9 protein-coding genes and 1 pseudogene are annotated in these 12,242 nt (G+C 75.0%); 6 read left to right on the forward strand and 4 right to left on the reverse strand.

Annotation, left to right across the window (positions count from 1 at the left end; all coding sequences use genetic code 11):
• Positions 1–52: 52 nt before the first annotated feature.
• The 4 genes from ABEB13_RS35135 to ABEB13_RS35150 are packed head-to-tail and all read left to right on the forward strand — an operon-like array spanning position 53 to position 5,255.
• Positions 53–2,044 carry an alpha/beta hydrolase family protein gene (locus ABEB13_RS35135; protein WP_345708720.1) on the forward strand — a complete coding sequence of 664 codons (1,992 nt, stop codon included), beginning with the start codon at positions 53–55 and terminating at the stop codon, positions 2,042–2,044.
• Positions 2,045–2,091: 47 nt separating this feature from the next.
• A complete protein-coding gene (locus tag ABEB13_RS35140) occupies positions 2,092–3,438 on the forward strand; it encodes a M20/M25/M40 family metallo-hydrolase (protein ID WP_345708721.1) in 1,347 nt (448 codons plus the stop codon).
• A gap of 30 nt (positions 3,439–3,468) precedes the next feature.
• Positions 3,469–4,425, forward strand: coding sequence for a S66 peptidase family protein (locus tag ABEB13_RS35145; protein WP_345708722.1), 957 nt, complete (start codon positions 3,469–3,471; stop codon positions 4,423–4,425).
• Positions 4,422–5,255 carry a M55 family metallopeptidase gene (locus ABEB13_RS35150; protein ID WP_345708723.1) on the forward strand — a complete coding sequence of 278 codons (834 nt, stop codon included), beginning with the start codon at positions 4,422–4,424 and terminating at the stop codon, positions 5,253–5,255. Before ABEB13_RS35145 ends, ABEB13_RS35150 begins: the two co-directional genes overlap by 4 nt.
• On the opposite strand, the gene ABEB13_RS35155 is transcribed toward ABEB13_RS35150, so the two are convergent.
• The 3 genes from ABEB13_RS35155 to ABEB13_RS35165 are packed head-to-tail and all read right to left on the reverse strand — an operon-like array spanning position 5,203 to position 8,760.
• Complete coding sequence (locus ABEB13_RS35155; protein WP_345708724.1) at positions 5,203–6,783, reverse strand: glycoside hydrolase family 3 protein; 1,581 nt, start codon at positions 6,781–6,783, stop codon at positions 5,203–5,205. The genes ABEB13_RS35150 and ABEB13_RS35155 overlap by 53 nt on opposite strands.
• Positions 6,784–6,808: 25 nt before the next feature.
• Positions 6,809–7,957: an exo-beta-N-acetylmuramidase NamZ family protein gene (locus tag ABEB13_RS35160; RefSeq protein WP_345708725.1), complete on the reverse strand. Its 1,149-nt coding sequence runs from the start codon at positions 7,955–7,957 to the stop codon at positions 6,809–6,811.
• Positions 7,954–8,760: a GNAT family N-acetyltransferase gene (locus ABEB13_RS35165; RefSeq protein WP_345709933.1), complete on the reverse strand. Its 807-nt coding sequence runs from the start codon at positions 8,758–8,760 to the stop codon at positions 7,954–7,956. Before ABEB13_RS35165 ends, ABEB13_RS35160 begins: the two co-directional genes overlap by 4 nt.
• Before the next feature lie 214 nt (positions 8,761–8,974).
• On the opposite strand from ABEB13_RS35165, the gene ABEB13_RS35170 reads away from it, so the two are divergent.
• On the forward strand, positions 8,975–10,132 hold the full coding sequence (locus ABEB13_RS35170) for a serine hydrolase domain-containing protein (protein WP_345708726.1): 1,158 nt from the start codon (positions 8,975–8,977) through the stop codon (positions 10,130–10,132).
• Between the two features lie 70 nt (positions 10,133–10,202).
• Positions 10,203–11,048: a MurR/RpiR family transcriptional regulator gene (locus tag ABEB13_RS35175; protein WP_345708727.1), complete on the forward strand. Its 846-nt coding sequence runs from the start codon at positions 10,203–10,205 to the stop codon at positions 11,046–11,048.
• A gap of 63 nt (positions 11,049–11,111) precedes the next feature.
• On the opposite strand, the pseudogene ABEB13_RS40895 reads toward ABEB13_RS35175, so the two are convergent.
• A pseudogene (locus tag ABEB13_RS40895) lies at positions 11,112–12,042 on the reverse strand (N-acetylmuramic acid 6-phosphate etherase).
• Between the last annotated feature and the right edge of the window lie 200 nt (positions 12,043–12,242).

Consider the following 12,242-nt stretch of genomic DNA (forward strand, 5'->3'; position numbering starts at 1 on the left):
GGAACTCAACCGAGGAGCACGCCATGGCCGAGGCCGCCCCCGCGACCGGGCGATGGGACACGGCACCGGGGCCCCGTCGATCACCCCGCAGGCGGTCGCAGCCCAGCACGGCGCCCTGCTCTGGCCCACCACGGCCGGTGCCGCGACGTGGTGGTGCGCCGCCGACCCGGTCGCGGCGCGGGTCCGCCTGTGGCGCTGCACCACGCCGGGCGCCCCGGCCCAGCAGGTGCTCGGCGAGGACTGGTCGGTCGGCAACGCCGCCATCGGCTACGGCGGCCGGCCCTACCTGGTGGTGCCGGACGGCCCGCGGCACCGGCTGGTGTTCACCCACTCCGCCGACCGGCGGCTCTACTCGGCCCACGTGGACGCCGGGCCGGCCGCGGACGAGGCCCCCGTCCCGCTCACGCCCGCGGACCCGGAGGGCGTGCGCACCGCCTACGCCGATCCGATCCGGGGGCCGGGCGGGGGCGAGGTCTGGTGCGTCCGCGAGACCACCCGCACCGACCCCGGCGGCGAGAGCGACCCCGCGCCCCGCACCACCCGTGACATCGTGGCGGTACCGCTGTCCGGAGTTGCCGCCGACGCCCCGGACGCCGTCCGCGTCGTCGCGCGCTCGCACCACTTCCTGTCCGGCATCCGGCTGAGCCCCGACGGCTCCCGGCTGGCCTGGATCGGCTGGGACCACCCCGACATGCCGTGGGACAGCAGCGACCTCATGGTCGGTCGGATCCACGGCGGCGTCGTCGTCGAACCCGCGCGGGTGCTCGGCGGTGACGGCGTCTCGGTCCCGCAGGCGGAGTGGGCGGACGGCAACACTCTCTACGCGATGGCCGACCCTGCGGGCTGGTGGAACCTGCACCTGGTCGCTCCGGCCGGCGACGGGGCGAGGAGCGTGTGCGTGCTGCCCGCCGAGGCCGAGTACTCCCATGCGCTCTGGCGCGTCGGCGCGACCTCCTTCGCCGTCACCGCCGCGGGCGTGCTGCTGCGCAGGAGCGACGGTGCCCAGCACCTGGAGCTGTGGGACCCGGACACCGGCGCCCTGACCGAACTGGCCGAGGAGTGGACCGACTTCGCCTTCGGACACTGCGGCGACGCCGCAGCGGTCGCGGTGGTCGCCGCGAGCCCCACCGAGACCGCGACCCCGCTGCGCATCACCCTGGCGCCGCCTCAGGACGGCCGCGCGGCAGGCGCGTCCGTCGCCCGCTGCCTGCCCGCGGACCAGGACCGCTTCGGGCCCCGGCACTCGGTGCCCCGGCGCCGCACCGTCCGCGTCGAGGGCGGCTGGGAGGTCCCCTACCTGTACTACCCGCCGACCGGCCCGGGCCACAACGGACCCGCCGACCGGCTCCCACCGCTGCTGATCGACGTGCACGGCGGCCCCACCAGCCGCACCACCGGTACCCGCAGTCCGGTGATCTCGCTGTTCACCAGCCGCGGATACGCGGTGGCGTCCGTCGACTACGGCGGCTCGACCGGTTACGGACGGGCCTACCGGGACCGCCTGCGCCGCTCCTGGGGCACGGTCGACGTCGAGGACAGCGTCGCCGTCGCCCGGGCGCTGGCCGAGGCCGGGCTCGCCGACCCCCGCCGCACCGCGATCCGCGGCGGCTCCGCCGGCGGCTGGACGGCGCTCGCCGCGCTCGCGCACACCGACGTCTTCTGCTGCGGCTCCGTGTACTACCCGATCAGCGACCCCGAGACCTGGTCGGGCGGCCGGACCCACGACTTCGAGAGCAGGTACATCGAGACCCTGCTCGGGGTCCTGCCCGAGGACGGGGACCGCTACCGGGCGGTGTCGCCGCTGGCGCACGCCGACGCGATCACCGTCCCCTTCGTCATGCTGCAGGGACTGGACGACACCATCTGCCGGCCGGACCAGGCCCGGCGGCTGGTCGACGCCGTCGAGCGGGCGCCCGGGCCCGGCCGGTGCTTCCGGTACCTGGAGTTCCCCGGCGAGGGCCACGGCTTCCGCCGCGCGGCCACCGTCGCCGCCGCGCTGCAGGCCGAACTCGATCTGTACGCCGAAGTGATGGGCGCGCCGTGACGAACGCCGCCGACCATCCGACCCCCTGCGAACCGGAGGTGCCGGTCATGTCCGACCCCGTCCCGCACACTCCCGTCCCCACCGCGGGCGAGGCGGCGACCCTGGCCGTCGACACGGTGGCCCTGTGCTCCCGGTTGATCCGCTTCGACACCAGCAACTTCGGCGGCGGCGAGAGCCGCGGCGAGCGCGCCTGCGCCGAGTGGGTCGCCGAGCAGCTGACCGACGCCGGTCTGCAGCCGGTCGTCCTGGAGTCCGCCCCCGGCCGGGCCAGCACCGTGGTGCGCATCCCCGGGACCGACCCCACGGCGCCCGCGCTGCTGGTCCACGGCCACCTCGACGTGGTCCCGGCCGAACCGTCGGACTGGTCCGGCCACCCGTTCTCCGGCGAGGTCCGCGACGGCGCGGTCCGGGGCCGGGGCGCGCTGGACATGAAGGACATGGACGCGATGATGCTCGCGTTCGCCCGGCACCTCGCGCGCACCGGCCGCCGGCCCCCGCGCGACCTGGTGATGGCCTTCGTCGCCGACGAGGAGGACACCGGCCGGTACGGCGCCCGCTTCCTGGTCGAGCAGCACCCCCACCTGTTCGAGGGAGTCGACGCCGCGATCAGTGAGTCCGGCGGCCACAGCGTGCACCTGCCCGGCGGCGGGCGGCTCTACCCCGTCGCCGCGGCCGAGCGCGGGAGCGCGTGGATGACCGTGACCGCGCACGGCACCGCGGGTCACGGCTCCCGCCGCAACGAGGACAACGCGCTGGTGAAACTCGCCGCCGTGATCCGCCGGTTCGCCGAGCACCAGTGGCCGGTGCGCCTGGTCCCGACCGTCGAAGCGCTGCTGGACGGCCTCTCCCGGCACCTCGGCCACCCGATCGACCCCGCCGACCTCAGCCCGCTCGGCGACGCCGCACAGCTGGTCTCCGCGACGCTCGCGAACTCCGTCAACCCGACCGTGCTGCGCGCCGGTTACAAGCACAACGTGATCCCGAGCGAGGCCGTCGCCGCACTCGACGGGCGCATCCTGCCCGGCACCGAGGCCGAGTTCTTCGCCACCGTCGACGCCCTGCTCGGCCCCGGCGTGACCCGCACCGGAGACCACCAGGCCCCGGTCCACGCCGACCACACCGCACCCGACTTCGCCGCGATCGCCGCCGCGTTGCGCGCCCACGACCCCGATGCCCTGGTCCTGCCCTACTGCATGAGCGGCGGCACCGACGCCAAGGCCTTCGCCACTCTCGGCATCCCCGGCTACGGCTTCGTCCCCGGCCGCACCCCCGCCGGCTTCGACGCCTGGCGGTACGTGCACGGCGTCGACGAGCACGTCCTCACCGACAGCCTCGCCTTCGGTGCCCGTGTCCTGACCAGCTACCTGCTGACCGACCCCCGCAGCTTCGCCTGAAGCCGTACTCCCCACCTCGTGGAGACCCGCATGACCCTGTCGCGCCCACCCGCCCTGCGCCCCGGCGACACCGTCGCGGTCCTCTGCGGAAGCTCACCCGTCGGCGACCGGGACCACCTGGAGTCGGGCCTGCGCGCGCTGGCCTCCGTCGGGCTGAGACCGGAAGTCCTCGCCTCGGCCCGCGCCACCGGAGGACGGTACGACTACCTCGCCGGCGACGACGAGTTGCGCGCCGCCGACCTCACCCGGGCGCTCACCGACCCCCGCTACGCCGCGGTGCTGACGGCCTGCGGCGGCTACGGCATGCAGCGCACCCTGGAGCGGATGGACTGGAGCCGGATCGACGCCTCCGCCCCGAAGGCCGTGGTCGGCTACTCCGACGTCACCGCGCTGCTGGAGGCACTCGCGGCGAAGCTCGGCTGGGTCTCCCTCTTCGGGCCGATGGTCGCCTGCGGCGGCTTCCGGGAGGGCCCCGACGAGTACGACTTCCGGCAGCTGATGAAGCTGCTCCGCACACCGGGGGAGGTCACCGGGCTCCGCTTCCCCGCGGCGCGCACCCTGCACCCGGGCGTCGCCGAGGGCGTCACCATCGGCGGGACGGCGACCCTGCTCGCCGCGAGCCTGGGGACCGACACCTGTTACCCGGCACGGGACGCGATCCTGTTCCTGGAGGACATCGACGAGAAGCCGTACCGGCTGGACCGGGCCTTCACCCAGCTGCGCCGCGCCACGGGTTACCTCGACGGGGTCGCCGGGATCCTCCTCGGCACCTTCACCGACTGCGGCGCCCCCGAACAGGTCGACCGCCTGCTCGCCGAACGCTTCGGCGACCTGGGCGTGCCGGTGCTCGCCGGGGCGAACATCGGCCACCGCACCGCGATGCAGACCTACCCCGTCGGCGTCCGCGCCCGGCTCGACGCGGACAGCGGTACCCTGACCTTCCTGGACCAGGTGCTGACGGACCATCAGGAAAGCGAGCAGGCATGAGGATCCTGATCTCGGCCGACATGGAGGGGGCCACCGGCGTGACCTGGCCGGACGACTGCGAACCCGGCACCCCGGCCTGGCAGCGCTGCCGGTCCATGTTGACCTCCGACGTCAACGCGGCGATCGCCGGGTTCTTCGACGGCGGCGCCACCTCGGTCCTGGTCAACGAAGCCCACGCGACCATGCGCAACCTGCTGTTGGAGGACCTGGACCCGCGCGCCGAGCTGCTCGCCGGCCGTCACAAGGACCTCACCATGGTCGAGGGCGTCCAGCGTCCGGACACGTGCGGTGTCGCCTTCGTCGGCTACCACACCGGCGCGGGGGCCGACGGCGTCCTCGCCCACACCTATCTCGCCAACTCCGTCACCGGGGTGTGGGTGGACGACGTCCCCGCGAGCGAGGGATACCTCAACTCCCTGGTCGCCGCGGAGTTCGGCGTCCCGGTGGTGCTCGTCACCGGCGACGACCTGGCCTGCCGGGATGCGGCCGGCTACGCCCCAGGCGCGGTCACCGCCGCCGTGAAGGACTGCGTCAGCCGCTACGCGGCGGTGTGCCGGCCGCCCGCGGTCACCTTCGAGCAGATCCGCGCGGCGGCGCGCCGGGCGGCCTCGCTCTGCCTGCGCGCCGAGTCGGCGACCGGCCGCACCTTCGAGGTGGAGGTCGAGTTCGACGCGGCTCACCTGGCCGCCGCCACCGCTGTCGTTCCGACCGTCCGCCGTACCGACGTGCGGCGCGTGGCGTACACGGCCGACAGCGCCTACGGGCTGATCCGGACCTTCAAGACGGTGACCACCGTGGCAGCGGCGGCCGTGGAGAACAACTACGGCTGAACCCTGCCGGGCCGCGCGGGGCCCGGCCACGTCGCCGTGCGGCCCGCGAGGATCTCGGCGGCGGCCAGCGCGCAGGCACGGGAGGCGCCGTGGGTGTCGACCTGGGCGGCGCCGCCCGGTACCGCCCGGGGAGGCCGAGTTCGACGACGACGGCGTCGGGGCGCCGGGTGAGCAGGGCCGACGTCCACTCCGGCAGGTGGGGGCGGCGGTGGGCGTCGCGGACGACCAGCACCAGCGCGCGACCGCGGGCCGCGCGCAGGACCTCCGACTCCACCGCAGGGTCGTGCGGGGTGTCCGCCGCCAGCGTGGTCCGGGTGCTGCCCGGAAGCAGGCCGGTCAGCGCGGGACCGAGGCCCCAGGGGACGCCGTCGCCCTGCACCACGGTGCCCGGGACGCCGAACTCGACCAGGTGGGCCGGGCCTTGCAGCGGCAGCGCTCCCCGGGTGTGCACGGAGACCCGGACGGCGCGCCGGGCGGCGGCGAGTCCGAGCTCCCGGTCGGGCGCCGTCCGGGTGGCCGCCGCGCGCAGCCCGCGCGACCAGGCGCCGAACTCCCGTACCCGGCTCGCCGCTCGGGCCAGCCGCTCGGCGGGCAGCAGCCCGTCGGCGACCGCGTCCGCGATCGCCTCACGGAGGGCCAGCACCTGCTCCTCGGTCGACCCGTCGCCGATGCAGACCAGGTCGACGCCCGCTGCCAGGGCCCGCACCGTCGCGCCGGCCAGGCCGTAGTGGGCACGGACGCCCGCCATCTCCACGGCGTCGCTGACCACCAGGCCGTCGAAACCCAGCTCCTCCCGCAGCAGGCCCTGAAGGAGGCGCTCGCTGACCGTCGCGGGCCGGTCCGGGTCGTAGGCGGGGACGAGCAGGTGTCCCGTCATGACCGCCCGCGCACCGGCGGTCAGGGCCGCGCGGAACGGCGGCAGGGCGTGCGCGGCGAGGGCCGCCACGTCCAGGTCCACCCGGGGCAGTCCGAGGTGCGAGTCCACGTCGGTGTCGCCGTGGCCGGGGAAGTGCTTGGCGCACGCGGCCACCCCGGAGCTCTGCAGGCCCCTGACATAGGCAGCGACATGACGTGCCGTCAGCTCGGCGTCGCTGCCGAAGGAACGGGTGCCGATCACCGGGTTGCGCGGGTTGCTGTTGACGTCGGCGTCGGGCGCGTAGTCGAGGTCGATCCCGGCCGCGCGCAGCTCGGCCCCGATCGATCGGGCCACCGCCTCGGTGAGATCGGTGTCGTCGACGGCGCCCAGCGCCAGGTTGCCGGGGTAGGAGGAGCCGGTGGCGGCCTCCAGGCGGGTGATGTCGCCGCCCTCCTCGTCGACGGCGATCAGGATGTGCGGGTTCTCCGCGCGCAGCGCGCCGGTGAGGGCGGCGGCCTGCTCGGGGTCGCGGACGTTGCGGGCGAAGAGCAGCACCGAGCCGAGACCGTCCGCGAGCCGGCGGCGGATCCAGTCGGGTGCCTCGGTGCCGACGAAGCCGGGTTGCAGGACGGCGTCGGCCAGGGCAAGGAGTTCGGGGTCGGGTCGCCGCACGGGTGTCTCCTCGGGGCGTGGGGGCTCAGGCGCGGGGGTAGCGCAGGTGGGGGAGCCGGTCGTGGCCGGCGAACTGCTCGGCGGAGGCCGTCCAGGCGGCGGTGATCCGCTGCGGCGAGACCCCGGCGAGCAGGTCGGTGCGCAGTCGGTCCCCGCCCGCCAGCAGGTCGAAGTGCCGGTCGCGGAAGGCGAACCGTTCCGGCCACCGGGCGAGCAGCAGGGCGAGCAACTCGACTGCTGCAGTCAGGGGTTCGAAGACGTCCGGGTCGGTCACGTGCCACTGGACGCCGCAGACCGGCTCGCCGGCGTGCACGTCGGCGGTCGCGCTGGTCCATGCCTCGCGGAACCGCACGCCGGGCAGGTCCAGGGCCCGGAGCCCGGCCGCGAGCGAGCCGTCCAGCCAGGGCGCGCCCACGAACTCGAACGGTGTGGCGGTGCCCCGGCCGACCGACAGGTTGGTGCCCTCGAACAGGCAGCTGCCCGGGTAGCAGTGCGCCGCGGCGGGCGTCGGCAGGTTGGGGGAGGGCGGCACCCAGGGCAGGCCGGTGGACTGCCACACCCCGCCGGTCCAGCCCTCCAGCGGGACGACCTCGGGGACGGGGGCGCCGAGGCGCTCCGCGAACAGCGGTGCCAGTTCGCCCATGGTCATGCCGTGCCGCAGCGGCAGCGGGGTGCGGCCGACGAAGGAGCTGAACGCCTCGTCCAGCGGCGGGCCCTGGACGGCGTGGCCGCCGAGCGGGTCGGGGCGGTCCAGCACCACCAGCCGGGTGCCCGTCGCCGCGGTTGCGGCGATCAGGTCGTAGAGCGTGGACTCGTAGGTGAAGAAGCGCACCCCGACGTGCTGGAGGTCCACCAGCAGCACGTCGATGCCCGCCCGCTCGACCAGTTCGGCCAGTGCCGGGCCCTCCTTGAGGTAGGTGTCGTGGACGGGCAGGCCGGTCCCCGCGTCCCGGCGCTCGCCCTCGGACGCGCCGGCCGGGGCGGTGCCACGCATGCCGTGCTCCGGGCCGAACAGGGCGCGCAGGTCGGCCCCGGCCGCGAGCAGGGCATCGGCGCCGTGCCGGAGGTCGGCGGTGACGGCTGCGGCATGGGTGGCCAGCCCGACCCGCTCGCCCGCGAACAGCGGCCGACCGGAGCGCAGCAGGGTGTCCAGGCCGGTCCGGACGGCGGTCATCCGAGGTCCTTGGTGTAGGTCCAGAACACCCGGCCCAGGGTCGCCCCGACGGCGAGGGCGTAGAAGTGGATGGGCGCGGTCCAGCCGATCTCGGCGACCTCCAGGCCCTCGGCGCGCTGGTCGGCCAGGCAGCGGCGCAGCAGCACCGTGCCTACGCCGAGGCCGCGTTCGGAGCTCTCGGTGCCCATCGGCCCGAACCAGGAGAGCCGGTTGACGCCCCAGCAGGCGAACCCGACGAAGCGTGCCCCGTCGGGCTCGTCGCGGACGGCCACGTGGCCGCGCGGCGGATCGTAGCTCAGCGCCTTCGCGCCCTCGCCCTCCCAGGCGCCGCCCCAGTGCAGCATCCACTGCCGGAACGCCGGTTCGTCCTCGGCGCGCAGTCGGCGCACCGCCACCCCCGCCCGCGCGAGGCGCTGTTCGTCCTGGGCGGTGTCCAGCGGGGCGGCCCGCAGGTCCACGCGCATGTTGAGGCCCTCCTGGCCGCGCACGTAGCCGCTGGACTCGGCCAGGCAGACAGCGGGGGTGTACCGGATGTCGATGCCGGGCCAGGCGTAGTTCGGCGGGTTGCCGCGGACGACCAGCCGGGCGACCTCCTCGGCGGCGAGCCTGCGCTCCAGGGCGGCCAGCAGCGCCCGGCCCCGGCCGAGGCCCCGGTGCTCGGGGTGCACGGCGAGCAGGTTGAGGTGTCCGGAGCGGGGGCGGTGTCGCGGGCCGCGCGGACGGAGCCCAGGGCGAAGCCGACCGGCACGCCGTCCAGTTCCGCGACGACGCGCAGCGACGGGTGGCGGTCCGCCTCGGCCCAGAGCAGGTCGACGACCGTTTCGGCGTCCTCGTCGTGGACGAGGCTCGCGCGGGCGATGGCCCGCAGGGCGGGCAGGTCGGCGTCGGACGCCGTGCGCAACGGGAACCCCGGGCCGGGGGTAGTTGAGGAGATGGCCGACAAGCCCGTTCCACCACCTTCGTAAGTTGCTAACATTAGTAGCCTAACTTCAGGTGGAAACTTACCAGAGGATCGCGATGAGTGCTCCCGAATCCGCCCCGCCGAACGGCGCGGACCATGCCGACCCCGCCGAGCTGGTCCGGTCCGCCGTGGAGGCCGGTGTCGTGCCCGGCGCCGTCCTGCTCACCGGCCGCGGCGCGACCGACCCCGGTCGCGCCTGCGCATTCGGCCGGACGGCCGCCGGGCCCCCGGGTGTGCCGGTCACGCCGGACACCGTCTATGACCTCGCCTCGCTCACCAAGGTGGTGGCCACCACCCCGGCGGTGCTCCGGCTGGCCGACGAGGGCGCGCTGCGGCTCGACGACCCGGTGCGGCGGCACCTGCCGACCTTCACCGGCAGCGGCAAGGGCGAGGTGACGATCAGTCAACTCCTTTCGCACAGCTCGGGACTGCCGCCGCACCGCGACTTCTGGCGGCTGCCCGGCACCCCGGCCGACCGCGTCGCGGCCGTCCTCGGCGAAGGCCTCGAGCACCCGCCGGGGACAGTGGTCCGCTACTCCGATCTCGGTTTCATCCTGCTCGGCGAGATCGTCGCGGCGGTCACGGCGCAGCCGCTGGACCGGGCCGTCCGCGCCCTGGTGCTCGACCCGCTCCGGCTCGCGGACACCGGATACCTGCCCGCGCCGGACCTACGGGCCCGCTGCGCCGCGACCGAGGCCCCGCCCGGCGGCGAGCCGAAGGTCGGCACGGTCCACGACGAGAACGCCGAGAGCCTCGGCGGCGTGGCCGGCCACGCCGGCCTCTTCGGCACCGCGCCCGACCTGGCCCGGTACCTGCGGCTCGGCTGGCTGGCGGAGGACAGCCCGATCCTCTCCGTCGGCGTCCGGGCCGAGGCGCTGCGCTGCCGGACCAGCGGCTTGGACGGCGTACGGGGACTGGGCTGGACGCTGCGCGGCGACACCTGGGACCACACCCGCGACCCGTGGCCGCGCTCGGCGGCCGGGCACACCGGGTTCACCGGGACCAGCCTCGCCTTCGACCCGGTCACCGGCGTCTGGGCGGTGCTGCTCACCAACGCCGTCCACCTGGGCCGCGGGCCGCGGGTCCGGGAACTGCGCAAGGCCGTTCACGCCGCCGTGGCGCACTGCCCTCCGCCGAGTCCTCCCGTCCATGCGTCCGGCAGCTACTCCACCGACTCCGACTCCGTAGGATTCTCACATGACAGCAGCAGGTGACCCGCGCGATCGTCCCTCCGACCGGTCCAGGGCGGCGGGAGACGGAGGCGCTCCGGCGCAGACGGTGCTCGTGCAGATCCGTGCACTGGTGCCGTCGCTCCCGCCCTCGGAACGGCGGGTCGCCGAGGCGGCCATCGCCGACCCGGGCGGTGTGGCGGCCAAGACCATCAGCGAGCTCGCGGCGGAGTGCCGCACCTCGGAGACCACGGTGATCCGGTTCTGCCGCGCCGTGGGCCTCAAGGGCTACCCGGACCTGCGGATCGGACTGGCCGCCGCCGCCGGGATGGAGGACGGGTCCTCGGCCTGGGCGGCGGCCGGCAGCGACATCGGCCCCAAGGACAGCCTCGCCGAGGTGGTGAACAAGCTGGGGTTCGCGGATGCCCGCGCCGTCGAGGACACCGTCGCGCAGCTGGACCTGGAGGTCCTGAAGCGGGCCGTCGACGCGGTCGTCGGCGCGGACGCGGTGGACCTGTACGGGGTCGGCGCCAGCGCCCTGGTCGCCCTCGACCTGCAGCAGAAGCTGCACCGGATCGGCCGGCGGGTCAACACCTGGGCGGACCCGGACGGCGCGCTCACCTCCGCGGCGCTGCTCGGCCGCGGCGACCTGGCGATCGGGATCTCGCACACCGGCGCGACCGTCCACACCGTCGCCGCGCTGGCCGAGGCGCGGGACAACGGCGCCACCACCCTGGCGATCACCAACTTCCCCCGCTCGGCCATCGCCGAGGCGGCCGACCACGTGCTGACGACCGCCGTGCGGGAGACCACCTTCCGCTCCGGCGCGATGTCCAGCCGGATCGCCGCGCTGACTGTGGTGGACTGCCTGTTCGTCGGCGTGGCGCAGCGCAACTACAGCCGCACCATGCGCGCCCTGGAGCGCACCTACACGGCTGTTCGCGGCCAGGGCGGTCACTGACCGCGGGCATGGAGAAGCCGCAGGTTGTGCCCCCGCCGGGGGCACAACCTGCGGCGCCGGGGGTCAGACCGCCAGGTTCGCGGGCCGGTGGCCGACGCCCGCGAGCGCGGCGCGGACGTGGCCGTGGCTCGCAGCCAGGGCGTCGCGTGCCTGCTCGGGCCGCCAGTCGGTGAGCAGGGTGACCAGGGCCGTCTTCAACTCGCCGTCGGCGGCGGCCAGGGCGTCCGCGCAGCGCTTCTGGTTCAGGCCGGTCGCTTCGACCAGGATGGTCAGCAGCCGCCCGCGCAGCTTCTCGTTGCTGGCGGCGACGTCGACCATCAGGTTCGAGTAGGTGTGCCCCAGGCCGACCATGACGGCCGTGGAGAGGCTGTTGAGCACCAACTTCTGTGCGGTGGCGGCCTTGAGGCGGGTGGAGCCCGCGATTGCCTCGGGGCCGGTGTCCACGCACAGGTGCACGTGCGCCGCCCCGGCCAGCCCGGCGGCAGGGTTCGAGCTGAGCAGCGCGGTGAAGGCGCCGTTCGCGCGCGCCGCGCGCAGCGCCCCCGACGTACGGGGTGCGGCCGCTGGCGGCGATGCCGAGCGCCACGTCGCCGGCGCCGACCACCGCCGCCTCCAGCGCGCCGGCGGCCTCGCTGTCCTCGGCTCCCTCGGTGGGCAGGGTCAACGCGCCCGCGCCGCCCGCGTGGTGGGCCACCACGATGTCCGGGGGCAGGCTGAAGGTGGGGATCAGCTCGGCCGCGTCCATGACCGCGATCCGGCCCGAGGTGCCGGCGCCGAAGTAGTGCAACCTGCCGCCGGCGCGCAGTCGGCGCGTGGTCTCCTCCACCACCTGCGCCAGCTCGGGCAGGACGGCGGCGACGGCGTCCGCGGGGATCCGGTCCTCCGCGTTGAGCAGGCGGAGCACCTCGAGGGCCGACAGGCGATCGATGTCGTGGGTGCGCGGGTTGCGGAGTTCGGTGGGTGACTGCACACGGACGGGGTGGTGCGGACTCATCACGGCTGGCTGTCCTCTCGGTCAAGGCCATGGTGCGGCCCGGGTAGGTAATTTTGCAACTTATCCTGCCGCCGTTGCGTTGCTTTCCTGCATCGCTCATCGGACCTGGCTCTGGGCCCGGGTCCGGCAGGGTCGGTGAGGCGGGCGCGTTGTCGTCAAGTTACGAATCGAGTCCTGCCTACGCAACTCATTGACATACC

This window comes from Kitasatospora paranensis (genome assembly GCF_039544005.1).
GTDB lineage: Bacteria > Actinomycetota > Actinomycetes > Streptomycetales > Streptomycetaceae > Kitasatospora > Kitasatospora paranensis.